General features: G+C 41.4%; 19 protein-coding genes. 12 read left to right on the forward strand and 7 right to left on the reverse strand.

The genetic code is table 11. The annotated features are described in order from the left end of the window. Window positions 1-9: 9 nt before the first annotated feature. From BMW86_RS15185 to BMW86_RS15205, 5 genes are all read left to right on the forward strand, one after another. Window positions 10-1,638, forward strand: coding sequence for a fasciclin domain-containing protein (locus tag BMW86_RS15185; RefSeq protein ID WP_089782575.1), 1,629 nt, complete (start codon window positions 10-12; stop codon window positions 1,636-1,638). Window positions 1,639-1,656: 18 nt separating this feature from the next. Next, on the forward strand, window positions 1,657-3,066 hold the full coding sequence (locus tag BMW86_RS15190; RefSeq protein WP_089782576.1) for a fasciclin domain-containing protein: 1,410 nt from the start codon (window positions 1,657-1,659) through the stop codon (window positions 3,064-3,066). 5 nt (window positions 3,067-3,071) lie between these two features. Then, window positions 3,072-6,125: a SusC/RagA family TonB-linked outer membrane protein gene (locus BMW86_RS15195; RefSeq protein ID WP_089782577.1), complete on the forward strand. Its 3,054-nt coding sequence runs from the start codon at window positions 3,072-3,074 to the stop codon at window positions 6,123-6,125. A 16-nt stretch (window positions 6,126-6,141) separates the two neighbouring features. After that, the gene (locus tag BMW86_RS15200; RefSeq protein ID WP_089783692.1) at window positions 6,142-7,887 is read left to right on the forward strand and encodes a RagB/SusD family nutrient uptake outer membrane protein; all 1,746 of its coding nucleotides are present in this window, start codon (window positions 6,142-6,144) and stop codon (window positions 7,885-7,887) included. Window positions 7,888-7,961: 74 nt separating this feature from the next. Then, window positions 7,962-9,776: a rhamnogalacturonan lyase gene (locus BMW86_RS15205; RefSeq protein ID WP_089782578.1), complete on the forward strand. Its 1,815-nt coding sequence runs from the start codon at window positions 7,962-7,964 to the stop codon at window positions 9,774-9,776. 52 nt (window positions 9,777-9,828) lie between these two features. On the opposite strand, the gene BMW86_RS15210 is transcribed toward BMW86_RS15205, so the two are convergent. From BMW86_RS15210 to BMW86_RS15220, 3 genes are read right to left on the reverse strand one after another with little or no spacing between them, the layout of a single operon-like run. Next, window positions 9,829-10,326, reverse strand: a complete 498-nt coding sequence (locus tag BMW86_RS15210) for a hypothetical protein (protein WP_089782579.1) — start codon at window positions 10,324-10,326, stop codon at window positions 9,829-9,831. Then, window positions 10,317-11,570, reverse strand: coding sequence for an AAA family ATPase (locus tag BMW86_RS15215; RefSeq protein WP_089782580.1), 1,254 nt, complete (start codon window positions 11,568-11,570; stop codon window positions 10,317-10,319). The genes BMW86_RS15210 and BMW86_RS15215 overlap by 10 nt, the downstream gene beginning before the upstream one ends. A 57-nt stretch (window positions 11,571-11,627) precedes the next feature. Continuing rightward, window positions 11,628-11,840 (reverse strand): helix-turn-helix transcriptional regulator, encoded by a 213-nt coding sequence (locus BMW86_RS15220; RefSeq protein WP_089782581.1) that lies wholly within the window; start codon window positions 11,838-11,840, stop codon window positions 11,628-11,630. 155 nt (window positions 11,841-11,995) lie between these two features. Here BMW86_RS15220 and BMW86_RS15225 point away from each other — a divergent pair, with 155 nt between their 5' ends. Continuing rightward, window positions 11,996-12,304: a hypothetical protein gene (locus BMW86_RS15225; protein WP_089782582.1), complete on the forward strand. Its 309-nt coding sequence runs from the start codon at window positions 11,996-11,998 to the stop codon at window positions 12,302-12,304. A gap of 140 nt (window positions 12,305-12,444) precedes the next feature. Then, window positions 12,445-12,690 carry a helix-turn-helix domain-containing protein gene (locus BMW86_RS15230; RefSeq protein ID WP_089782583.1) on the forward strand — a complete coding sequence of 82 codons (246 nt, stop codon included), beginning with the start codon at window positions 12,445-12,447 and terminating at the stop codon, window positions 12,688-12,690. Between the two features lie 96 nt (window positions 12,691-12,786). Here the strand turns inward: BMW86_RS15230 and BMW86_RS15235 are convergent, their stop codons facing one another. Further along, a complete protein-coding gene (locus tag BMW86_RS15235) occupies window positions 12,787-13,557 on the reverse strand; it encodes a TerC family protein (protein ID WP_089782584.1) in 771 nt (256 codons plus the stop codon). Between the two features lie 101 nt (window positions 13,558-13,658). On the opposite strand from BMW86_RS15235, the gene BMW86_RS15240 reads away from it, so the two are divergent. After that, window positions 13,659-14,363, forward strand: a complete 705-nt coding sequence (locus BMW86_RS15240; RefSeq protein WP_089782585.1) for an HAD family hydrolase — start codon at window positions 13,659-13,661, stop codon at window positions 14,361-14,363. Here the strand turns inward: BMW86_RS15240 and BMW86_RS15245 are convergent. Genes BMW86_RS15245 through BMW86_RS15255 form a run of 3 tightly spaced genes read right to left on the reverse strand, consistent with a single transcriptional unit; the run spans window position 14,360 to window position 17,874 of the window. Then, window positions 14,360-15,193, reverse strand: coding sequence for a lactonase family protein (locus BMW86_RS15245; protein ID WP_089782586.1), 834 nt, complete (start codon window positions 15,191-15,193; stop codon window positions 14,360-14,362). The two genes, BMW86_RS15240 and BMW86_RS15245, sit on opposite strands and share 4 nt — an antisense overlap. Window positions 15,194-15,251: 58 nt before the next feature. Then, complete coding sequence (locus tag BMW86_RS15250) at window positions 15,252-15,887, reverse strand: response regulator (protein ID WP_089782587.1); 636 nt, start codon at window positions 15,885-15,887, stop codon at window positions 15,252-15,254. Further along, a complete protein-coding gene (locus BMW86_RS15255; RefSeq protein WP_089783693.1) occupies window positions 15,862-17,874 on the reverse strand; it encodes an ATP-binding protein in 2,013 nt (670 codons plus the stop codon). The genes BMW86_RS15250 and BMW86_RS15255 overlap by 26 nt, the downstream gene beginning before the upstream one ends. A gap of 399 nt (window positions 17,875-18,273) precedes the next feature. Between BMW86_RS15255 and BMW86_RS15260 the strand changes: the two genes are divergently transcribed. The 4 genes from BMW86_RS15260 to BMW86_RS15275 are packed head-to-tail and all read left to right on the forward strand — an operon-like array spanning window position 18,274 to window position 25,352. Continuing rightward, complete coding sequence (locus BMW86_RS15260) at window positions 18,274-21,654, forward strand: SusC/RagA family TonB-linked outer membrane protein (RefSeq protein WP_089782588.1); 3,381 nt, start codon at window positions 18,274-18,276, stop codon at window positions 21,652-21,654. Between the two features lie 10 nt (window positions 21,655-21,664). Then, entirely contained in the window at window positions 21,665-23,113 is a 1,449-nt protein-coding gene (locus BMW86_RS15265; protein WP_089783694.1) for a RagB/SusD family nutrient uptake outer membrane protein, read from the forward strand. Between the two features lie 18 nt (window positions 23,114-23,131). Further along, window positions 23,132-24,040, forward strand: coding sequence for a zinc-binding metallopeptidase (locus BMW86_RS15270; protein WP_089782589.1), 909 nt, complete (start codon window positions 23,132-23,134; stop codon window positions 24,038-24,040). Window positions 24,041-24,056: 16 nt separating this feature from the next. Then, window positions 24,057-25,352, forward strand: coding sequence for a DUF4302 domain-containing protein (locus BMW86_RS15275; RefSeq protein ID WP_089782590.1), 1,296 nt, complete (start codon window positions 24,057-24,059; stop codon window positions 25,350-25,352). The last annotated feature ends 20 nt before the right edge of the window (window positions 25,353-25,372 follow it).

Raw genomic sequence — 25,372 nt, forward strand, 5'->3', positions numbered from 1 at the left:
AACTACGTTATGAGAATCGTCTTTATATGTCTGTTACTGTTGTGTAGTTGTAAAAAGGTAGCTATTGTTTCTAATACTTCTGATGAAGTAAATATCACAGGTTATCTGCAACTGCATCCGGATAAATTTTCATCCTTCCTTAAAATCCTTTCTATTACCGGGGATGAGGGGTTTCTGGGTGTATATGGTGCTTATACAGCATTTGTGCCAGACAATGATGCTATCACTGCTTATCTGCAATTAAAAGGGAAAGCAGCGATAGAAAATATAGATGTACAGGAACTGAAAGACCTGGTTAAATTTCATCTGCTGCAAGACACTATTTCTACCAGTTCTTTTTCTGATGGTAAGTTGAACAAACTCACTATGTATGGTCAGTACCTGATTACCGGAGCCAGTAATAAGGATGGTTTTACAAGGATCACCGTAAACAGGCAGGCGAACATCATAGAGAGTAATATCAGGGTAGGAAATGGGATCATTCATGTGATAGATCATGTATTACAGCCAGCGGTATTCACACTGGCCGCCATGATAGAAAATGATCCCAGGTATTCCATTTTCTCACAGGCCATTAAAGAAGCCGGGTTATATGATACACTGAATATATTACCTGTTGCTAATACAGATAGTAGTCGGGCCTGGCTGACAGTAATAGCCGAATCTGATTCCGTATTAAAGAATGCTGGCTTCAACAGTTATGCTGATCTGAAAGCCAGGTTCTCTCATACAGGAGATCCTAAAAATCTGGATGACAGTCTTCACCTGTATGTGGATTATCATATCCTGTATGGAGTAAAATACCTGGCAGATATTGTTTCCAGTACATCGCATAATACGCTGGCTCCTTTGGAAGTAGTGACGTCCAAACTATCGGGACAAACCGTATTAATCAATGATGATACTTTTAATGGCATCTACGAGCCAGGTGTAGAACTGAACCGCCCAGGCAGTGACAATGCTGCCAGCAATGGTGTACTGCATACTGCTATGGGACATTTCTCAATTAAGATCCGCAACCCCGTACCTGTTTACTGGGATGTGGCCAATTTCCCTGAGATCCGCAATCTGCCTGCTTATTTTGGTAAACAGAATTATCCTTTTGCCCTCACCAATATGCCTAAAGATATAACGATGCCTGGTCCTTCTGCAATGACTTATACAGTGGGTTCTACTTATGTGAACGGCGATTTTCTGCAGATTGCTTTAGGTGGTCCTAATCGCAGTGCCTGGGTGGAATTAAGAACTCCTTTGCTGGTGAGAGGGAAATATAAAGTGTGGATCTGTTACAGAACACAGAAGCAATCAGGTAGTTCTAATAACGTGAACCAGATTTCTGTTGATGGAGAACCTTTACAGCGTACGATGAATTTCACTACCTCTATGCCTGTGAGCAGCGAAGGTGAAATGGAAGCACAGGGCTGGAAATGGTTTACAGATCCTGTATCTAATGGCTGGGCAGGGCGACAGGTAGGTACTATTGATATCAAAACAACCGACCGCCACCTGATACGCTTTACAACCTTACAGGGTACGCAGAATACCAATAACCTGGATATGATCCACTTTATCCCACAGGATATGGATCAGTTGTATCCACGTTTTAAAACAGATGGAACACCGGTACCCAGACCCTAACTAATTAATGCAGCAACAATGACAAGATCTGTAATAATATTATTCCTCTTAGTAGTGCTTTCCTGTAAAAAGGATAAATGGAATGACAGGAACAGGATTGATGATCCTGCACTCAAAAAGAACCTGCTGCAAATGATCAGCGGCAATCCTGATCTGAGTCTGTTTAATACATACCTCGTTAAAACTGGTTATGATAAAGTGATTGCTTCTTCCAAGACGTTTACTGTATGGGCGCCTACAAATACAGCCTTGCAAAGTGTGGACCCTTCTGTAATAAATGATACGGCAAAGCTGAAACTGCTGATAGCGAATCATATTGCCAATCAGTCTTACCTCACTACAATGCCGTCTCCTGCTTTACGTATCAGGACATTAAACGGGAAGAATATAACATTTACGGCTACACAGGTAGATGAAGAACATATTACCAGTGCTGACCAGTATACAGCTAATGGCATTTTACATGTTGTAGATGGTGTATTACTCCCTAAGATGAATGCCTGGGAATACCTGAACAGCATTGGTGGTTTTCAACAGGCATTCCTGCAATCACTTAAATACACGGGTATTGATACTACTATTGCCGAACAGATAGGAGTAGATCCGGAGACAGGCCGGCCTATCTATAAACCCGGGACCGGCGTCGTTGAACTGAACCTTTTCCTGCAAAGGACAGATATCAGTAATGAAGATTCGCTTCTCACCTATGTGATCCTGAAAGACAATGCTTATACAGATGAAAAGAATAAGCTGGTACAGTATTTTACAGATACTACCGCTACACTTACAGATACCACTACGCAATGGAATGTGGTAAAGGACCTTGTGTTTAACGGGGTATATGATCCTGATAATTTACCAGCAGTATTATATTCTGTGAAGGATAGTGTGAAATTCCATCTGGATAGAAATGCCATCGTATCCGTACAAAAAGTAAGTAACGGGATTGTATATGTGATGGACCATATAGATTATGAACTGGATTCAAAAATAAAACCGGTTATCATAGAAGGAGAAAGGTTCTATGATCTGAAAGATCGTACCAAATCATCTTCTGTACGCACCCGTATCAATCCTCTTACTCATCTCTTATTCCGCGATATCTATATCGCTAACCATGGTATCAATGCTTTCTGGATTAATTACAGAACAGTAGTGAATTCCGTAAAATATAAAGTCTACTGGGTAGCAGTAAATGATTTTCAGACAGGTACTTTCCCTATGAGAGTGGCTTTTAAAGATCCTGCTGTTACCGGCTTCGCCTATAAAACGGTTGAGCTGAATAATTACGGTGAAGTGTATCTGGGTGATTATACAACAGATCACTACGGATTGCTCAACTTATACCTGGTGGGTAACAGTGTTACCACTAACGGATTGAACACGCTTGTGCTGGATTACATTAAACTGGTACCCATTCTAAACTGATCTTTATGAACAGATGTATAAAACTGCTCTTCATCATCTTACTGTTCTCTTTTCAATTAAAAGCACAGGATACTATCAGAGGGGTCATTAAAGAAGCTGCTACCGGTATGCCCTTACCGGGCATTAATATCAGTGTGCCTGGTTATTCGGCGGCTATTACAAATGAAAAAGGAGCATTCCGTATTAAAGTACCTTCTTCTGATGCTGTACTAATTGTGTCCGGCCCGGGATATCAGGTACAGGAGATCGTATTGAAGGGACGGCATAACATTACCGCTATGCTGCATGAAGCCTCTTTTAATAGTGTATATGATGATGCTGTGCTTCCTTTTGGCAAGCAGCCTAAGAATCGCATTATTTATTCTGTCAGTGCTGTTAACGCAGATGATAAGTGGCAGCGCGTACCTGTTTCCCCGGATGCTTATTTGCAGGGAAGTGTGGCCGGTATGAATGTGATCAGACGTTCCGGTACACCGGGTATTGGCGCTGAACTTTTCCTGAGGGGCTATACTTCTTTGTATGCTACTAATAAGCCGCTGATAGTAGTGGATGGGATGATATACGATATTAATGAATACGGTGGTTCATTAATTGCCGGACATGTGAATAATCCGCTGGCAGATATTGATGTGAAGGACATAGATAATTTTACAGTGATTAAAGATGGTACTTCTACTTATGGCACTAAAGGGGCTAATGGGGTGATTCTGATCACTACAAGCCGGGCAAAGGAGTTGGCTACTAGAATTGATTTTTCGGTGAGTGGCGGGTTTAATACAGCTGTTACAAAGCTTCCTGTAATGGAGGCAGGTGATTACCGGGTTTATTTGTCAGATCTGTTCAAAAATGAGAAAGAGCCTTATATGAATGATAACCCCAATCCGGATTATTATCGTTATCACTACAATACTGACTGGCAAAAGAAGGTAATGAGCAATAGCTATAACCAGCAGTATTATCTGAAGGTAAGTGGTGGGGATGATATTGCTACATATGGGTTGTCTCTTGGATACCTGAAACAGGCGGGTATAACAGATAATACAAACCTGGGCCGTTATCAGACCCGCTTTAATGCTGATCTTAATTTATCTTCCCGGCTAAAAGCATCTGTCAATCTTGCTTTTACTTCTAACCAGCAACGTCTGAAAGACCAGGGCATAGCGAATAAAACCAATCCTTTATACCTGGGACTGATAAAAGCGCCTTTTCTGCCTACACAGGTGGTGAGTGATGATGGTATTGAATCTCCCAGCCTTGCTGATTATGACATTTTTAATGTTTCCAATCCGGTAGCGCTGATACAGAGTATGCAGGCTGTGAATAAGAATTACCGGTTTTCAGGATCTGTGAACTTCCGCTATCAGTTGAATAAATCTATTAGTCTGCATACTTTATTAGGGATTACATATGATAAAGTAAGAGAGAACTTCTTTATTCCTCAAAAGGGAATAGCGCCTGATACGGCTGTGAACAGTGTTATTTATAACAGATCGGGCAGTAATGTGCAGCGGTATTATGCTTTGTATAATGATACCCGTTTTTCATATGATCATACTTTTAACCAGCATCATCTTTCTGCCAATGCGGGTGTCCGTTTTAACAATAATAACAGTGAAACTGATTATGGGCTGGGATATAATTCAGCTACAGATGAATTTATCAGTGTGGGCATGGGACAAAGTCAGCTGAGACAGGTAGGAGGAGGAATTGGTAAATGGAACTGGCTGAATACTTATATCAATGCTGATTATACATTGTTGAACAGGTATTTCCTGTCGTTTAATATGGCAGTGGATGGGTCTTCCAGGTTTGGTAAACAAGCCCCGGGAGCGTTGGGTATTGGTCAGTATAAATATGCGGTGATGCCTTCTGTAGCTGCGGGATGGCTTGTTTCCTCAGAGCCTTTTTTATCAGGAATAGAATTGTTGAAGCTAAGAGTTAGTTATGGAAAGGTGGGGAATGATGATATCGGTAATTATGCTGCAAGACAGTATTATGTATCGCAGAACTTACTGGGAATGCAGGGACTGGTAAGAGGGAATATCGGTAATCCCTATCTGAAGTGGGAGAGTGTAGAGAAGCTCAATGCAGGTGTAGATGTTTCGTTTCTGCATGAGCGTTTAAATATAAGTGCAGACGTATTTAGTAATCGTACTAAAGATATGCTGATGGTTGAACCTGTTGAATCGGTTACTGGTTTTAAAAGTATCATTACCAATAATGGTGGAATGCAGACACATGGTTTTGAACTGGCCATAAATAGCAGAATAGTAGACCGTGTTCTGAAATGGGATATGGGATTGAACCTGGCTACTTATAAAAATAAGATCACGAAAATACCGGGAGATAGAATACTGACTACTTATGCAGATGCTACATATCTGACAGAGAAAGGACAGGCTGCCAATCTTTTTTACGGATACAAAACGAATGGTGTGTTCACTTCGGATGCAGAGGCGCAGAGTGCTGGTTTGATAACACCGTTTAAGGGAGGAGATATGCGCTTTATTGATAAGAATGGAGATCATGTGATTGATGAGAACGACAGGCAGGTAATTGGGAATCCTAATCCTTCTCTTACAGGCATGTTCAGCAACATGCTGTCTTTTAAGAGATGGGAGCTTGATGTGATTTTTACTTTCATTAGTGGTAATGACATCTATAATTACACCCGTGCGAATATTGAGTCTATGAAAGATGCCGGTAATCAGTCGCTGGCTATGGTAAACAGATGGAGAGCTGATGGGCAGGTAACTGATATCCCCCGTGCTGCCTGGGGAGATCCGGCAGGTAATGCACGTTTTTCAGATCGCTGGATAGAAGATGGTAGTTACCTGCGTTTGCGCACGTTGTCGCTTACTTATAGTCTGCCTTTGAAACGTGGGGCTATTAAGTATGTTAAGATATCTGCTGCCGGTAATAATGTGTTTACGCTCACTCACTACCTGGGATATGATCCGGAGTTCAGTGCTTCGGGTAGTTTATTCACACAGGGTATTGATGTGAGACTTGAACCACAATTCAGAACAATTCAGTTGGGGGTAAGGATTGGATTATAATTTTAAAAGAGCCTATATGAAAATATTAATTTCAGGTCTGGTGCTTTGCATAAGCCTGTGCGCATGTAGTAAGATATTTGATATAAAGCCAGAGGAAACCCTGGACCATTCACAGACGTACCGGGATGTACATGATGCAGATGCTGCTGTAGTAGGTATTTATGGTAAAGTGATCTCGCTTGCCGGAAGGTTGGTAATTTTAAATGAATTAAGGGGAGATCTGGTGGATGTAACGCCGTCGGCTAATGGTAAATACTTGCAGCAGTTAAGTACACATAGCGTAACTGCTGATAATCCTTATGCAGATCCCAGACCTTTTTATGAAGTGATTCTCAACTGCAATGATGCACTTTCTAATTTTGACGTGATGCTGAAGGATAAGAGAATGACTGTGGATGAGTATGGCCTGCGATATTCTACTGTAGGTGCTATCCGTTCCTGGTTATATCTGCAGCTGGGGATTCAGTATGGGACTATTCCTTATGTTACTGATCCGTTGTCTAATGTAAATGACCTGAAAGATGCAGCTAAGTTCCCGAGAGTAACGTTTGATGAACTGCTGGATAAGCTGCTGGCATTTACAGAAGCTTTACCTTATAAATTACCTTTTCCGGCAGGGACTTCTTTGTTAACTACTGTAGATGCTTATAACACGGAGAAGTTTTTCATCAATATAAAATGTTTCCTGGGAGATCTTTATCTGTGGAAAGGTAATTATGTGCAGGCTGCGATTAATTACCAGTACATGATGAACTATGGGGATGTGTTGTATCCTGCAAAGAACAGTGAGCAATGGTATGAAACTTATAAGCTGGCTTATACGGCTAATCTCACCGGTGGCAACTGGCGTAATATTTTCAGTCAGCCTTATGGTGAGCGGTATTCGAATTATGAGATTATCTGGGACCTTCCTTTTGATAAGAACTTTGATCCTCCTAATCCTTTTATAGACCTCTTTGATAATACAAAAGGAAGTTATCAGCTGAAACCTTCTGCGCTGGCTGTTAAAAACTGGAATGACCAGATACGTGCAGGCGATGCGGTAGGGAATAATACACCTGTTGATCTTAGAGGTCCGGGTGCTTCCTGGAAGATGAGTGGCGGATCTCCTGTCATTAATAAGTTTACTTACAACTTTAATCCTTTATTACCTTTTGAAACAAATGGCAAATGGATATTGTATCGTGCTGCTATGTTACATCTGCGGTATGCAGAAGCTGCTAACCGGGAAGGCAGGGATAAGCTGGCGTATGCGTTGCTGAATAACGGTATTAAAAATACGTATGATCCTGTTTATATGGCCACAGGTGTGAGTGGAGGGGAAGGACGTAATGTAACAGACATAGAACAGACACATGATGTGCCTCCTTATGATTTTGATGCGAGGGACGGGAACTATCCTCAATACAGGAATACCTGGTATCGTAATACGGGTATCAGAGGACGTGTGGCTTTGAAGCCGGCATTGATCGATTCTGCCAGTTATTTCGATATGAATAGCAAAGAGGTTATAGACAGGGCCGGATTGATTCTTTTTATGGAGGATAAGCTGATTGCTGAAGATGGACTGGAGCTGGCATTTGAAGGTAACCGCTGGGCGGATTTGTTACGTATTGCATTAAGGCGGCAGGGAAGTGATCCTGCTTATTTAGCGAATAAAATAGCGGCTAAGTTTGAGGCAGCGAATGATGGAATGGCAGGAGCGGTGAGATCTGCTTTGATGGATAAGCAGAACTGGTATCTGCCTTTCAGGTGGGAATAGAGGTGTATGATTTTACAGGGAATTGTATGATTTGCCATTCCTGCGACTTTCAACGGATGTTACCTTAGCGACTTATGAAGCAGTTACTTATAGTTATTTTCCTGTGTTATTTATTACCGGTTAACGCGCAGCGGTTAATGGAAAACCTTGATCGTGGTGTTATTGCTGTTTACCAGGGGCACGGGAAAGTGTATGTGGGTTGGAGAATGTTAGGCACCGATCCTGAAAATATAGCTTTTAATGTGTACCGGAAAACCGGTACTAATACAGTAAAGCTAAATGCAAGACCTGTTACAGAAAGTACGAATTATATAGATAACTATGTAAGCGGAGCGGAATACTTTGTAAAGACTCTTTTACAAGGAAAGGAATCTGCTACCCTTGGCAGTTATACCTTAAAAGATACCTTGTCCTATTTATCCATCCCTTTAAAAACACCCCCTGGTTACACGCCCAATGATGTTTCTGTTGGAGACTTAGATGGAGATGGTCAGTACGATATTATCTTACATCAGACCGGCCGTGGCCGGGATAATGCTTCTCCCGGTATTACAGATCCGTCCATCTTCCAGGCATATAAATTAGATGGTACTTTCTTATGGGAGATTAACCTGGGAAAGAATATCCGTGAAGGAGCGCATTATACACAATTCATGGTATACGATCTTGATGGAGATGGTATCGCGGAGTTTGCCTGCAAAACAGCAGATGGTACAATTGATGGCATTGGTAAAATAATAGGAGATAGCAGCAAAGACTGGAGAGAGCTTACCCCCAACACCCCTAAATATGGCAAAATCCTTAGCGGCCCGGAATACTTTACCATATTCAGTGGTCGCACTGGCGAAGCGCTGGCTACCACAGATTACATTCCCGCAAGGGGAGATATAGGCAGCTGGGGTGGAATTGGAGGTAACGGTAAGAATGACAATACCGGTAACAGAGTAGACCGCTTTACAGCCTGTGTTGCATATTTAGATGGTGTACATCCGAGTGTAATCATGTGCCGGGGATATTATGGCAGGATTGTGATGGCTGCCTGGGATTGGCGTGGTGGCAAATTGACTTCCCGTTGGGTATATGATTCCAATGGCACACTATTTTCCGGTATGGGAAATCATAACTTAAGTGTAGCGGATGTAGATGGTGATGGGAAGGATGAGATTATTTACGGGTCTATGTGTGTAGATGATAATGGCCACGGTTTATATACCACAGGGCTACGTCATGGTGATGCGATTCACGTAGGAGACCTTGACCTGGATCATAAAGGATTGGAAGTATTCGGTATTCATGAAATAGAAGAAGGAACAAAAGGCCCGGGAGCTGCAGTATACGATGCCAAAACAGGAGAAATCCTTTTTAAAGGATCTATGGATAAAGATGTGGGAAGAGGAGTAGCGGAGAATATTGATCCTGATAGAAAAGGGGCACAGATGTGGTGGTCTGGCTCAAAGGAATTGTACGATATCAAAGGCAATGTGATAGGAGAGGCGCCCAAATCAGTTAATTTTTTAATCTGGTGGGATGGGGATCTTTCACGTGAACTATTAGATGGTAATCATATTGATAAATATAAAACCGGCAGAATCTTCACAGCTGACGGATGTATCTCTAACAATGGCACAAAATCCACGCCTGCACTTAGTGCGGATATCTTAGGAGACTGGCGGGAAGAGTTAATATTACGCAGCAGCGATAACCAAAGTTTAAGAATCTATACGACCACTATCCCTACTAAATACAAAATGCCAACCCTAATGCACGACCCGCAATACAGGTTAAGCATCGCCTGGCAGAATGTGGGTTATAACCAACCTCCACATACCGGGTTTTATTTGGGTACAGGCATGAAGAAGGCGGTAAAGCTAGATATTAAGATAAAATGATTACCAATTGGAAGTTGTATATCTGGAATCACACAATACTGTGATTAGGTTATTAAATTGAGATCTTCTGTTCAATATTTAAGATCAAACCTGTTGCATCCTTAAATTTTTGGATATCAATTATGTAATTACTATTAGATCGGGGTCTAAGATTATTTGATATATATGCTTCAACCTTTGTGTAATTATTTATATCATAGGTCTTTGAAAATGCTTCAATGGTTGTTGTAAGTTGTTTCCGGCCTTTGCCTAACCAGCCACTTCCAGTTCTATCCTTTAGTTCTACAAAAGTTAAATTATTATCATAATGTAATATGCCATCACATCTGTTCTCTTTTGTTCCATCTTCTCTTAAAATTTCCACACAATGATCAATTGCATAGAAATCTACATCTTTATTATCTGGATTGTCTACTATTGCGATCCACTTTGAAAAGTCGTCTTCATTAATATATGCTGGATTCTCGGCAGGCGGAGGATCATCACAAAGTCCAAATTCATTAGTATTTGATTCAGTTTTACAACTAGCCTCGAAAAAGTTTATTGACATGATTCTTCAATTGCTATTAATTCAGTAAATAATTGATTACTCTCTTCTAATTTATCATTAAGATAATTTTCATCAGAAGGTAACCCTTTATAATCACCTAATTTAATTATTTTTCCTTGATCATCTAATTCATAAATAACTAAATCTTCTGGTGATAAAACTGAATCTAAAGGAACTATTTCGTTTAGTTTATTTTGTAATTCGTCTTTATTACTGGCATTATTAATTTTGTTTAGCACTGAATTTGCTTTTACTGCTAATGTCAGATAATTGATGATATATGGACTATGTGTTGTTAAGATTAATTCACTACCCTCATTAAGATTTGTAAAGTCTATGAGACTATTGAGCATTTGCCTTTGTGAGCTAGGGAAGAGATTTTGTTCAGGTTCTTCAACGATGTTAATAAATATTGACTTATTAAGTTGAAAGAAGGACGTGTATAAAGTACTTAAATCTTCCTCATTTATTTTATTTTTTCTAATAAGATCTGTAAGCTTATTTTTTAATAAACTCCATTGATCGCGATTAGAATGGGAAGAATTATCTCTTTGCTTTTTTACTGAATAAGCAAGGTATCTGGAAACTAAAAACAGAGGTATCAAGGATTGAAATCCACTTGAAGCTTCTGTCAACTTTACCTTATAATTATCACCACTTATACTTACGATATCATCTAAATCATTATACTCTACTTTTATTTTATTTATTGGTAGTGCAACGGATTCTTTTATTTCACGTTTTGCATTATCAAACTCGGTTAAAAAGTCTACTAATGGATCAGAAGAAAGTTTTATAAGCCTTGCATTATTAATAGTACTGATAAAATTTCTTTCAGCAGGAACATACATTATCTGAGGGTGAAAATAAAAATCTGGCTCATTTCTTTTCTTGACATAGAATTTTCCATTCTTATAAGTTAGATGATAAGCATTTCCCTCATATTCTATTTCAGTATTGTCAACCCCATCTGATCCCTTGAAATAATTTTCAAGCCTGTGATAGGCACAACATCTTTCCATGAATTTGTTACCATCTGTAAACTCTGTTTCCTCATAGTCTCCTCTTACCAAAACTTTCTCAATCCAGGTAAGTGTGGAAATTAGCTTTGCCACAGTACTCTTACCAGAACCCTGAGTTCCAATAAAAACGGTTACTTTTTTAATATCCATCCATTCGTTACTGTCCTCACCAGTAAATCCTTCTTTAATTGGACCGAATTTTTTGATTTTTATTTTACTCATATTTCAACCTTGTGAGCTAAGTTAGGAGAAAAGGCTACTTATGCCAAATGTTGTATTTTATCCTTGTTTCCTTAATACTAATAAATCCCGCGCTTCAACATCTAGTGCCTCTGCTATGGCGAATAATGTTTCTACTGTTGGTTGCATTGTATTTGTACACCACTTGGAAACCGATGTCCTGTTTACATCCAATGTTTCGGCAAGCCAATTATTGGTTTTACCCTTTTCTGCCAGGACTGCTTTTATTCTGTTGAAGACTTTATCGCTCATAATGTTGCTTTAAAAGCATATTTCTTCAATTTAAGCAGATTGTATTTATTGTGACACAGGTGTTTGTATATTAATAAGCGAAATATTTTGTGTAAAAGTAGTTATAAATTGCTTTTAAAGCAAAATATATGTATGTTTGAATAAATCTATTGTTTATGGAATCCACAGAAATAATATCCTCATCTTTCTTCCATTTTACTCATCTAAATGAGCAGGAATTAAAGCATCCGGAATTAGCAATTAACAAGTTCTGCGAGCTATTTCCTCTGGCAGAAATTCGTCAGACGCTTGGGCTATGGCTTAATGAAACCCTGGCAGCGCAAGATACTTATTATGATAATGCAGAGAACAGGTCTAACCTGATGCTTGTTTATAATCAGTTGCTTTACCTGCTGGATGCTAATTATCTTTTGAACAAGCAACTGCAAGAGCCGGCAATAAATCAGGAATTTACTATTAGCTGATGCTCTATAAAAGAACAGTTTTTAATCCTATAGTGTGATTTCAGGTATAAAATCTAATTATCTGATGACTTAAAGTACCTGTAATCACACTATAAGATGATTTTTAGTATAAAAAGCCATGATCGCATTATAAACTAACTATGTCAGTTAAGGAAATCGGACAAAGCATTAAATCGAGAAGAAAAGCATTGAGGATTACCCAACCAGATCTTGCACAATTAGCAAAGGTAGGAGTTAATACCTTGTACAAAATCGAAAGAGGACAAGCAAATCCAACGATTGATATTATTGAGAAAATAACAACCGTATTAGGTCTGGAAATAAAAATAGGAGCGAAAGAATTAACTATGTATAATCAAAATAACGAAAAGATCGCTATTGAATGATATTATCTGAGATGATAAAATTGATCCAAACCTGTATATAGACCAACAGCCTGTTCAAATCATTTGAACAGGCTGTTGGTCTTATATGAGATTAGATTACTGCTCCTTTTGTTTCAACTGCACCGCTTTACCTGCTGGTCTGATTTTCAGGTTTAGGATTTCGATGAATACGGAGAAGGCCATCGCGAAGTAGATGTATCCTTTTGGAATGTGCTGATCAAAGCTCTCTGCAAGGAGAGAGACGCCGATGAGAAGCAGGAAGGAGAGTGCCAGCATCTTTACAGTAGGATGTTTGTTGACGAAGTTGCTAATGCCTTCTGAGGCGATCAGCATAACGCCTACTGCAATGACAACGGCTGCTATCATGATCTCGATATGGTCTGCCATACCGACAGCCGTGATGACAGAGTCTAAGGAGAACACAATATCGAGGAGTAAGATTTGTATGATGGTATGTGTGAAGCTGGTGACACGCACTTTCGTTTCCTCATGCTCGCTGCCTTCCAGCTTTTCATGGATCTCTGAAGTGCTTTTGTAGATGAGGAACAGTCCGCCTATTAAGAGAATGAGATCACGGCCGGAGATGGCAGTCATTTCCAGCCATTTTGGGTTTTGGATGCCGATCCATTCGCCCATGTTGAAAAGGGTGTTGGTGAGTGACATGATCCAGCTGATGGATAATAATAGCAAGACACGGATGAACATAGCCAGGGATAGGCCCAGGCGACGCGCCTTCTTCTGCTGGTTATCCGGTAGTTTACCGGAGAGAATAGAAATGAATACGATGTTGTCAATACCCAGTACGATTTCTAATACAGTTAAGGTCAAAAGGCTGATCAGGGAATCGACGGTAAAAAGAGTGTCCATAGAAATAATTATGATTGTCAATTGTAGCTATCGCAAAATTTGATCCATTCTTATTGCAAATATTGGATATTTTTGTTCTCTAACCCTTGAGATCTAAATATATGAGTATAAAAGTAATAGCTTTTGATGCGGATGATACGCTCTGGGTAAATGAACCCTATTTCCGTGAGACAGAAAATGAATTCTGCCTGCTGATGGAAAACTATGTGCCACAGCATACCGCCGCCAGGGAACTCCTGCAAACAGAGATTAAAAATCTGGCGCTTTATGGTTACGGGATTAAAGGGTTTATGCTGTCTATGATAGAGACTGCCCTCACCGTTTCCAGTAATACGATTGATATCACCGCTGTGGAAAAGATTATTGGTTATGGGAAAGCTTTACTGGCAAGACCTATCGAGGTACTGGATGGCGTGGAAACCGTATTGGATGCTTTGAAAGATAAATACCGGTTGGTGGTGGCCACTAAAGGAGATCTGCTGGACCAGGAAAAGAAACTGAAGAACTCAGGTATTGATCACTATTTTCATCATGTAGAGATTATGTCTGATAAGAAGGAATCGGATTACAGAAAGCTGCTGAGGCACCTGGATATTCAACCGGAAGAGTTCCTGATGGTAGGGAATTCTTTAAAGTCTGATATCCTGCCGGTGTTGAACCTGGGCGGATATGCCATACATATTCCTTTTCATACTACCTGGGCACATGAGCATGTAGATGTACATATAGAGAATCCTATGTTTCAGCAGGTGGAAATGATTACGGATGTTTTAGAGGAACTGGCGAGGATCAATATCATCGGTTAGAACTGATGAGCATAAAAATATAAAGCCGGATGTTTGCCTTCGCTGATAGTAAGATAACCGGAATTATCTACTTTAAATGTAAGCCCTTCACCCTGTTTCTCCGGAACATATGGTAAAACTGTTGCCGGTCTGGCCATCGCTTCTTCCACGCTTTCTCCATTTTTCCTATGCCAGTAGAAGATTTTAGTATCGTTCTTGATAATAATATGATGACCGTCTTTTGAGATATCCCCGGCTGTTATCCAGGTATAAGGTAAAGTGAGTACTTTCTCCATCTTAGCCGTTTCTCCGCTCTTAAAATCGAGATGAGGGACTTTATACACCCCTACCTGTTTTTCTCTCTTGCTGATAACGTATAAGTGCCTGGAAATAGGATCTACCATTAAAGACTCTGCATCTTTCGGACTATCAGGGTATCTTAAATAAAGATAATCCGGTTTTACGGTGGATTTTTCTGCTGGTACTTTAGTGGGGGCTTCGAAACGATAGACCATGATATCTACCCCTAATTTTACGTTGTTCCCAATATCTCCTACGTATACGTATTGTTTATCAGGATCAGGGCCTACACCTTCGGCGATATCTTCCCAGTCGCGGTTAAACATGCCTTTGAGGCGGATAGTGCTTACCAGTTTACCATTGCTGTTCAAGAGGTATACTTCCGGCTTATTACCACTGTCGTTGTGTGTCCAGTAGTAGCCGGGCAGGGTAGAGCTGGATGCTAATCCTGATGCTTCAGCTAATTTGTCTGATTTTACAATACCTAAGACTTCTGGTTTTTGTGCGAAAGCAGAAAAACCTGTTAATAATAATATAGCCAGGAACCTCATACTGCTATATTACGAAATTTTATGCCAGTCCGGTTTCAGCAGCGTATTTTAACAGTTCTTATACAAGTCCCGTTTCCAATGCCACTTTTACCAGTCCCGCAGTATTCTTTACTTCCAGTTTGTGCAACAGGCTGATACGATGATTCTCCACTGTATGCAGGCTGAGAAAGAGTTTGTCTGCAATTTCCTGGTTGGTATGTTCATGTACGATCAACTGTAAGATCTCCTTCTCCCGACGGGTAAGCGTGGTTGTTTTCCGGTTTGTTTTTTTAGTACGGAACATATCTTCCACCAACTGTTGTTGCAATACAGGAGAGAGGAACTGCCCGCCATTTTGCACGGTTTCTATCGCTTTAAGGATGGTAAGGTCATCAGAGTCTTTGAGGATATATCCCATACAACCCAGCTTCAGCATCTTCTTCACCATTAACAGTACATCTGTACTACTGAGGATAAGGATCCGTACCTGCGGATAGTTTTTAAGGATGGTAGTTGCCAGCTCAGGACCGCTGATATCAGGGAGCTGCATATCCAGCAGTAATACATCCGGCTGTCGTTCTTTGATGCCATTTAACAGGCTGTGCCCGTTATTATAGATATCAGTAACAGTGATATCGGGTACGTCCCGCAATATGCTAAGGATTCCATTGGCCACTATAGGGTGGTCGTCAGCAATTGCTAGTTTTAATGACATACCTGGATGTATTTTGTTTAAGTGTAAATTCAATATGTATGCTGGTGCCTTGTCCCGGTGTACTCTCTATGTGCAGTTCTCCATTGAGGGAGTTCATTCTTTCGCGGATGGTTTTTAATCCCATGCCATCATAGGCACCATGATGCAGCAGCATACCATTGCCATCATCTTCCACGGTGACGCAAAGTTGTTTTTCATGATAAACGATCTGTACGATAGCGGTGTGGGCAGCAGCATGTTTGAGAATGTTATTCACCAGTTCCTGGATGATACGGTAAACCGCCAGTTCAAAATCTGCATGCAGGGAAGGTGCCGTACCCCATGTTTCGAAGTTGATTTCCAGAGTATGTCCTTTGCGTACACGTTCACAGAAGAGGGCAGTAGCCTTTGCCAGTCCTTCCTGCAACAATATCTCCGGCATCAGGTTATGGGCTGTTTTACGCAGCTCAGAAGAGGCTTCTTCCAGCAGTTGTAACACCTCTATAAAATCATTGGAAACGTTTGCACTGGTATGCCTGCGATAGATAGCACTGAGGCGTGTCCGTATAGTCCCCAGGGTACCGCCCATTCCATCATGCAGATCGCGGGCAATACGGCTGCGTTCTTTTTCTTCCCCTTCAATCATGGACTGTAAGCTACCGATCTGCATTTCCTGACGCAGGTTACGGATCTTTTCCTGTTGCAGTTTTTGTTTATGGAGGTCGTTTCTATATAATAAGATACTTACCAGGGAGATGAGGAGCAGACCTGCCGAGATACCGATAATCAGGAAGTTCTTTGTTTTGATACGGTTTTCATTCCTGGTAATGGCTAGTTGTTTCTCAGCCAGTTCTTTGTTCTTATCTGCAATACGGTATTTCATTTCCAGGTTATATACCAGTTCCAGCTTCTCCACTTTCATCATGGTATCGCGTAGTTCTGAGTATATCTTACGATTGAGGGATGCTTTTTTGTATTGTCCTGTAGCATCGTAACAATCTGCAAGAATTCTGTAAGAACGTGTAACAAGAATATGTGCCAGGTGCCGTTCATTCGCATCATTAAGCGCAGGTATGATAACGGCAATGGCTTTATCGTATTTATGCTGCATAGTATATGCCTCTCCGCTAACAAGATCTGTAAACAATTGCTGACGTACGTAGTAATCGTTCCCTCTGGTAAAAAGGTCTTTTGCTTTTTGAATGGAGAGTAATGCCTTCTCCGGATTCTTATCATCAATATAAGTAAGCGCAATATTAATTAACAGACCTGCCTTCATGGAGTTGGCCATATTGTTGAGATTCCCCATTTTCAGGCTGGTCTGACAATAATACCGGGCGGAATCGTTCTGTTGTATATTATTATAATAACCTGCCTTATAGAAATAGAGGAACATCAGAGAAGCAGTATCCTTTCTGTCCTTTGCTTTGTTTACCAGTACATTCACATGTTGCATTACCTGTTGTATGTGCAGGTCGTTACGGATATCATCATGGATGTTGAGCCAGAAGTCCAGAATACTGCAATAGACCTTCATCTGCATCTTAGGATCTAATAACCTGTTGGATTCCAGTTCGCCCAGGGCAGCATAACGATACCAGGCAGAGGAGTCGTATTTTCCCTTGTAATAATAGGTGTGGGAAAGCATAATGTATGTAAGTACCCTTTGCTCATGGCCTTTGATGTCATTTGTACAATACTGTAATGCCATTCGTCCACAGGCCAGCGCTTTATCTTTCTGGCTACTGTTATTATAACAGGTACCTAATCCCAGCAGCGCCCTCGTTACACCATGGTTGTAATTTATCTTTTGTGCGAGACCTATTGCCTGGTAATATATTTTTTCGGCTCCCTGACTGGAGCTATCCCGTTTGAGGGCAGCGATTTTTATGAGGCTATCCACATGTTTCCTGTCATCGGGAGGCATGGACAGACAGTTTCCTGCAAACAACAGCAGCATGATACACAATGATATCCTTCGATAGTTCAAAGCAGTAAGGTTCCCCATATAAGAAGTCATTTTTGGCACAGTCACAGTTAACCCTGGGTTGTTTCAGGAATGTTTGCTACAAGGTTATTTGTTAAAAAATTTCAACAGGCTTTACGATTTACGATTCTTTAGACCTAAAGTTCGCTGATTATATTCTTTGGTTGATTCTGAGAGTTAAGATAATAATTAATTAGTGGTTTACCGCTATTTTCTATTTAAGCGGTTTACCGGGGGGCCATGTTATGTTAACAGGAATAATTTTAGGTTTTTAATCAACCAGAGAGTTCACAATATTCTAAAGGGGTTTTTTGCATTGATAAATAAATAGTTACAACTAGAATCGACAGGACGACCTGAACATATAAGACAAAACAAATTTTAAGTAACCGGGATCTATTACGTAAACCAAAATCATTTATGATATTACCTCTACATGGTAATCAATTGCCTGTGCCGTTTAAAGGAATAATTATTATTACCCTCATGTTAATTTTCTCCACGCATCTGTTTGCGTCGGAAAAAAAGAACTTACGAGATTCATTACCAGCAAACAGCGCGCAGGGAAAGGTGACCGATGCGGATGAAAAAGTGCCGCTACCAAATGTGTCTGTAGAAAATATGTCTACACACAAAGGAACTGTAACCAATGTTGATGGTTCCTTCAGCCTGTCTGCCCACAGGGGAGACAGCCTCCGCTTCAGATACCTGGGTAAGCAACCCCGGGTAATATTGTTTAGCGGACAATCAATATTAAATGTCGTATTAAGCAGAACAGAAGGTGTACTCTCTGAGGTGGTGATTACCGGCTTCCAGAACGTAGACAAGAAGAAGTTTGCGGGTGCTGCAGTATCATTAAAGGCAGACGATGTAAAACTGGAAGGTGTGACGGACGTGAGCCGTATGCTGGAAGGCCGTGCAGCCGGGGTATCGATACAGAACGTATCCGGTACATTTGGTACGGCGCCTAAAGTACGTATCCGTGGTGCGTCCTCTATTAATGGTGATAACAAACCATTATGGGTGGTGGATGGCGTAGTACTTGAAGAAGTAGCTAACATCTCTAACGATCAACTGTCAAGCGGTGACCCTACCACCTTACTGGGTTCTGCTGTAGCAGGATTGAACTCAAACGATATAGAAAGCTTCGACATCCTGAAGGATGCGGCAGCTACTGCACTGTATGGCGCCCGTGCGATGAATGGTGTGATCGTCATCACCACCAAAAAAGGTAAAGCGGGTAAACCGGTTATTACCTACAGCAGCAGCTTCACTACGCAGTTAAAACCTACTTACGGTAATTTTAATATCATGAACTCCGGCAGGCAGATGTCTGTTTTAGGAGAGCTGGAGCGTAAAGGTACCCTTACACCGGATATCCTTTCCCGCTCAGATAATGGTGTGTTTGGAAAGATGTATGAAGCGTTACAGGCTGATGCCAACGGTAACTTCAAACTGGAAAATACACCAGAGGCGCGTAAGGCTTTCCTGATGCGTTATGGCAGAGCGAATACGGATTGGTTCGATATCCTGTTCAGGAATAACTTCATGCAGGAACATTCCCTGAGTATCTCTTCCGGTACAGATAAATCACAATCTTATTTCTCTACCAGTTATTATGGTGATAACGGATGGACTATTGCAGATAAAGTAAAACGTTACACCCTCAATTTCAGAAATAACTACAAGTTCTCTGATAAAGTAAGTGCAGGATTTTCTACTATCGCTTCTGTTCGCCAGCAAAGGGCTCCGGGTGCTTTAACCCGTACCAGTAACCCTGTTGAAGGACAGTACGACCGCGACTTTGATATCAATCCTTTCAGTTATGCGCTGAATACCAGCCGTACTATCACGGCGTATGATGAAAACGGCGACCTGGAATATTTCAGACGCAACTTCAACGGCTTCAACATCATCAATGAACTTAAGAACAACTATATAGATCTGAACGTAATGGACCTGCGTTTGCAGGGCGACTTCGGATGGAAAATCACGCCTCACCTGCACTACGATTTCGTAGGCGCATTACGTTATGTGAAATCTTCCCGTGAACACCAGATCACTGAACATTCCAACATGGCAAATGCCTACAGGGCGGCAGACAATGCGACTATCGCAGCTAACAACAAATTCCTGTATACAGACCCGGACAACCCGGATGCATTGCCCGTGATTGTACTGCCTTATGGTGGTTTCTACAACCGTACAGAAGATCAGCTGATGAACTACGACTTCCGTAACACTTTACGTTATGATGTTTCCCTGGGTGGTAACCATACACTGAATGTTCTCGGTGGTCAGCAGGTGAAATATGCCGACAGACAAAATTCATCCAGCACCGGATATGGCTATCAGTATAATAATGGTGGTGTCCCTTATGTAGACTACCGCATCCTGAAACAAACCATTGAAGGCAACTTCCCTTACTATGGTATGAGCAAAGACTTCGACCGGTTTGTTGCTTTCTATGGTACTGCTGATTACTCTTACGGAGATAAATATAATGTAAGCGCCAATGCCCGTTACGATGGTTCCAACCGCTTAGGTTCTTCTTCCGCTGCCCGCTGGTTACCTACCTGGAGCTTTGCCGGCAGATGGAACCTGGACAGGGAATCCTTTATGCAGCCTGCTACCTGGGTAGATTACCTGTCGCTGCGTGCCAGCTATGGTTTAACTGCCAGTATGGGCCCTGCTACCAACTCCAACATTGTATACCATACTATTAATACCAACCGTGCACATCTGAGTGAAGTAGAATCTGTGATAGACCTGGCGCACTTGCAGAACAAAGAATTAACCTGGGAAAAATTGTATACTTCTAATGCAGGGCTGGAAGGCGGCTTCCTTGACAGGAGGCTGAACTTCACCCTGGACCTTTACAAACGTAAAAGTTTTGACCTCATCAGTGTTATCAAAACTTCCGGTATCGGTGGTGAAACCTTTAAAGCGGCTAACTACGCAGATATGGATTCCAAAGGTATTGAGCTGATGATTGGCGGAGAAGTAATCCGTCATAAAGACTGGGGTTGGAGAACCAACCTCACCTTCGGATACAACAAGAACAAAATCACCAATGCGAAGAATGCACCTATCATCTTCGATCTGGTATCTGCAGAAGGTGGAAACGTAGAAGGATATCCTGTACGCAGCCTGTTCTCTATTGCTTACAGAGGACTGGACTCACACAGCGGTGTGCCTTCCTTCACAACTGAAGATGGTTCTACAGGTACCAATGTATACCTGCAGGCTGATTCCGTTGCTTACCTGAAATATGAAGGCCCTGTAGATCCACCGGTAACGGGTGGGTTCTCCAATACCTTCCGTTACAAAGCATTCTCTCTGAACGTATTTGTTACCTACCAATGGGGTAATAAAATCAGGTTATATCCTGCTTTTAAAACTTCCTATTCAGACCTGGATGCTATGCCAAATGAATTTTATGACCGTTGGGTAATGCCTCATGATGAAGGAACTACAGCTGTACCATCCCTGGTAGATGCTTTTGAAAAAATGGTGATCAGTGGTTCTTATCCTTATAACAACTACAACTATTCATCTGAAAGAGTTGCCAAAGGAGATTTCATCCGTTTGAAAACAGTCTCTCTTACTTATGTAGTACCGGAAGCAATTGTAAAACGTTCAGGCTTTAAAAGTCTGATGGTAACCGGCGCTGCTACCAATATGTGGCTCATCTATTCAGATAAGAAATTAAGAGGTCAGGACCCGGAATTCTTCAACTCCGGCGGGGTAGCACAACCTATACAGAAGCAAGTAACAGTATCTCTTAAAGTGGGCATTTAAAATGACAAGCATGCAAAGATCAGCACTATATATTCTTTTAATCAGCACCCTGGGTTTCGCAGGATGTAAGAAATACCTGGAAAAATCTCCGGATAGTACCTGGACACTACTGGATACACCGGAAAAAGTAAGTCAGTTATTAGGTACGGCTTATCCTCAATCCAATTATATGACCTTCTGCGAGGCTTCCTCTGATAACGTAGAAGATAAGGGAACAGGACAGGATGATAAAGTGAACAGAGATCCTTTTTATTTTAATGATGTGGAGTCCAGTGATGATGACAGTCCGGAATCATACTGGCGTGCCTGTTATGCCGCTATTGCTGTTACCAACAATGCTATACTGGCATGTAATGCAGCTCCTGATACGGCCGCTTATATTCAGCAAAAGGGAGAAGCGCTGGTAGCAAGAGCTTACGCGCATTTTATGCTGGTAAATTTCTTCTCTAAATTATATGATTCTACTACCGCTGCTACTGATCCCGGTATTCCTTATGTAACAGTACCGGAAGATGTAGTAATGAAACAATATGAAAGGAAAACAGTGGCTTATGTGTATGAGCAGATTGAGAAAGATTTATTGGAAGGATTGCCACTGATCCGTGATGACCGTTATAAAGTTCCACGTTATCATTTTAACCAGGCTGCGGCTTATGCATTTGCCACCCGCTTTTACCTGTTCAAAAAGAACTACGCAAAAGCGGCGGCATATGCTGCCATGGTATTCCCTGCCAACAACATTGCAGACAATATGCGTCCCTGGAATACAACGTATGCTACTATGACGCCTGCTGCATTATGGAATACCTATTCTAACTCTTCCGAAAAGGCAAACCTGCTGCTGGTAGAAACACCATCTGTATATGGCCGCTATTTAGCGCAGTACCGTTTTGGAATGAACTATACGCTGTTCAGGGAAATACTGGGAGCCAATGTTACCGGTGGTGACTGGGCATTCCCTGTATATACACAGGGAGAGAAGAATTACTTCGTACCTAAAATCACAGAGTACTTCGTAAAATCTTCTGTGAATGCTTCTATCGGTACCGCTTATGTAATGGTGCCTTTATTTACTACAGAAGAAGTATTGTTCAACAGGGCTGAAGCGAATGTTTACCTGAACAACACCACTGCTGTATTAGCCGATCTAAACCTGTTTGCGAGTAAAACGGTAGCTAACTACGACCCTGCTGTAAATACAATAACACTCGCTGGCATCAAGGCTTTCTACAGTATCTCAAATACACAGCAGGCACTGATACAAACCATCATGGATTTTAAAAGAGCGGAATATGTACAGGAAGGAATGCGCTGGTTCGATCTGGCACGCTACAAAGTACCTGTTACACACGTAACAAGCACTGGTAACGTGATGACACTTGAAGTGAATGATCTGCGCAGGGTGTTCCAGATACCTGCATCTGCAAAGACTTCCGGAATCGCATTGAATCCAAGATAACCGTATTAAAATATTCATATGAAAATTATAAAGACATTTTTTATCCTTTTAACTGTTGCTACTCTTGGAGCCTGCTCCAAGGACGACAAACCGGATAACCTTGAAGATATCCCCGGCCTGGGTGGAGATACCTGGGCTAAAACTCCACTGGACCTGTGGTTACATGATTCCATGGTGGCACCTTATAATATCGAAGTAAAATATAAATGGGACCAGTTTGAGTTTGAACTGGATAAAACACTGGTACCACCGGATGAATCTATGGTGAAGCCTGCAATATCTGCTATTCAGAAAGTATGGATAGATACCTACATCGCTGAAGCAGGAGATATATTCTTTAAACGTTACAGTCCTAAGTTCCTGATCCTTTGCGGTAGTGCCAGCTGGAATGTAGACAATGGTACCATCACGCTGGGTACTGCAGAAGGCGGACGTAAAGTAGTGTTGTATTCTATCAACGACTTCCGCACTAAAACCTCTCCCGGTTATAAGTTATCTGATTCTGTGGTGATAAAACAAATCTTCCACGTAATAGAGCATGAATTCGGGCATATCCTTCATCAGAATATATTATACCCACCTGCCTTCAAACAGATCTCTACAGGGCATTATACTGCTAACTGGAATAACATTTCTGATGAGGAAGCACATAGCACCGGGTTTATCACTCCTTATGCGATGTCTGGTTATGATGATGATTTCGTGGAAACCGTTTCCCTGATGCTGACAGATGGCAGAGCTGCCTTTGACAACCTGGTAAACAGTATTCCTGAAGGAACAGTGAATGGCGTTACACAAGCTGCTGCTCAGTCGGCATTACGACAAAAAGAAGCGATGGTAGTCGGATACTTTAAATCTGCCTGGAACATTGATTTCTACAGTCTGCAAACAAGAACACGCAAAGCTGTTGAGCAGCTACTTTACTAATTCTATAATTACAACTATGCGCAAACAGCTACTCTTTATATTTCTTACTATCACCGTACTGGCTGCCTGTAAAAAGTCGGATGATGATAATTTATTCGGGGCTTCTCCCGATACCAGGCTGAATGATACACTGAATAAATACCAGAAAATTCTGTCTGGTGCAGAGCATGGATGGAAAGGACTGGTGCTTCCTGATGGACTGGACCATGGTGTATTTGCTTTCTATTTCAAGTTTAATGATTCCAACAGGGTACAGATGTTTGCTGATTACGACAGTGTTTCTTCTATTACCATGAAGGAAAGCAGTTATCGCTTAAAGGCATTGCAACAACCCAGTCTTTTATTCGATTCCTATTCCTATATACATATTTTAAGTGATCCCGATGCTGCTGTAAATGGTGGTGTATATGGAGAAGGATTGTATTCTGATTTTGAATTTTCCATTGATGGTATGTCTGGTGATACTATGAAACTGACAGGTCGTTTCCATGGCAGCAAGGCGATGATCATCAAAGCTACTGCGGAAGAAGAAGCGGCTTATTACGGTAAGCAAAGTAACAGGCTGATAGATAATATTGATAAATATCTTACCTACTTCAAACGCTTAACTACCGGTGGCGTAAACTATGATATTGCATTTAACATCTTCACCCGCAGCGCTAAATTCAGCTGGATAGATGAAAGCGGTGCAGAGCATGTAGAGATCACAGGGTTCTATTACACACCGGATGGTGTTGCTTTTTATCCTGCAGTAAATGGCAGTATAACTGCTTTTAATAACGTTACCTGGAGCCCTTCCACCACTACATTGAGCTTCACCGTAAACGGCAGTGCAGGTACTATTAAGGAAATAGCTAAACCAACAGTGATAGACAAGACTGCTCCTAAAGCATGGTATAACGCGGTGATTGGCTCTTACTGGCAGTCTGTAACCGGCTTCCATGTAAACGGTGTAGATGATGCCTATGGTATCCAGACCTTACCGAATTACTACCTGCTGCTGTTTTATCCGCAGTTTGGGACGAGTTCCGGCATTAACTATGATCTGCTGAGTTTTGTGACGTATGACGGTGTTACCCAACCCAGCATAGAGTATGGTCCTGCTTTCAGTGCTCCCAACTATACCACAGACGGCAGAATCGTTTTCCCTTACCTGGGCGACCTGGGCACTTACCCTGATGATGCGACCCCCATCATAAATACAATTACAAAAATTTCAGAGAGCACAGGATTCTACCTGGTACGCACCGGAAGTGCTACTTACGATATGGTAAGTGCAAAAGATGGCAAAGCCTGGATATCCTGGAACTAAAAATCTAAAAGAGCTTTTGA

This window comes from Chitinophaga sp. YR573 (genome assembly GCF_900110995.1).
Lineage (GTDB): Bacteria > Bacteroidota > Bacteroidia > Chitinophagales > Chitinophagaceae > Chitinophaga.

Coding starts and splice junctions, on each gene's coding strand:
- BMW86_RS15185 (WP_089782575.1), top strand. CDS start 10: ATGAGAATCGTCTTTATATGTCTGTTACTGTTGTGTAGTTGTAAAAAG.
- BMW86_RS15190 (WP_089782576.1), top strand. CDS start 1,657: ATGACAAGATCTGTAATAATATTATTCCTCTTAGTAGTGCTTTCCTGT.
- BMW86_RS15195 (WP_089782577.1), top strand. CDS start 3,072: ATGAACAGATGTATAAAACTGCTCTTCATCATCTTACTGTTCTCTTTT.
- BMW86_RS15200 (WP_089783692.1), top strand. CDS start 6,142: ATGAAAATATTAATTTCAGGTCTGGTGCTTTGCATAAGCCTGTGCGCA.
- BMW86_RS15205 (WP_089782578.1), top strand. CDS start 7,962: ATGAAGCAGTTACTTATAGTTATTTTCCTGTGTTATTTATTACCGGTT.
- BMW86_RS15210 (WP_089782579.1), bottom strand. CDS start 10,326: ATGTCAATAAACTTTTTCGAGGCTAGTTGTAAAACTGAATCAAATACT.
- BMW86_RS15215 (WP_089782580.1), bottom strand. CDS start 11,570: ATGAGTAAAATAAAAATCAAAAAATTCGGTCCAATTAAAGAAGGATTT.
- BMW86_RS15220 (WP_089782581.1), bottom strand. CDS start 11,840: ATGAGCGATAAAGTCTTCAACAGAATAAAAGCAGTCCTGGCAGAAAAG.
- BMW86_RS15225 (WP_089782582.1), top strand. CDS start 11,996: ATGGAATCCACAGAAATAATATCCTCATCTTTCTTCCATTTTACTCAT.
- BMW86_RS15230 (WP_089782583.1), top strand. CDS start 12,445: ATGTCAGTTAAGGAAATCGGACAAAGCATTAAATCGAGAAGAAAAGCA.
- BMW86_RS15235 (WP_089782584.1), bottom strand. CDS start 13,557: ATGGACACTCTTTTTACCGTCGATTCCCTGATCAGCCTTTTGACCTTA.
- BMW86_RS15240 (WP_089782585.1), top strand. CDS start 13,659: ATGAGTATAAAAGTAATAGCTTTTGATGCGGATGATACGCTCTGGGTA.
- BMW86_RS15245 (WP_089782586.1), bottom strand. CDS start 15,193: ATGAGGTTCCTGGCTATATTATTATTAACAGGTTTTTCTGCTTTCGCA.
- BMW86_RS15250 (WP_089782587.1), bottom strand. CDS start 15,887: ATGTCATTAAAACTAGCAATTGCTGACGACCACCCTATAGTGGCCAAT.
- BMW86_RS15255 (WP_089783693.1), bottom strand. CDS start 17,874: ATGGGGAACCTTACTGCTTTGAACTATCGAAGGATATCATTGTGTATC.
- BMW86_RS15260 (WP_089782588.1), top strand. CDS start 18,274: ATGATATTACCTCTACATGGTAATCAATTGCCTGTGCCGTTTAAAGGA.
- BMW86_RS15265 (WP_089783694.1), top strand. CDS start 21,665: ATGCAAAGATCAGCACTATATATTCTTTTAATCAGCACCCTGGGTTTC.
- BMW86_RS15270 (WP_089782589.1), top strand. CDS start 23,132: ATGAAAATTATAAAGACATTTTTTATCCTTTTAACTGTTGCTACTCTT.
- BMW86_RS15275 (WP_089782590.1), top strand. CDS start 24,057: ATGCGCAAACAGCTACTCTTTATATTTCTTACTATCACCGTACTGGCT.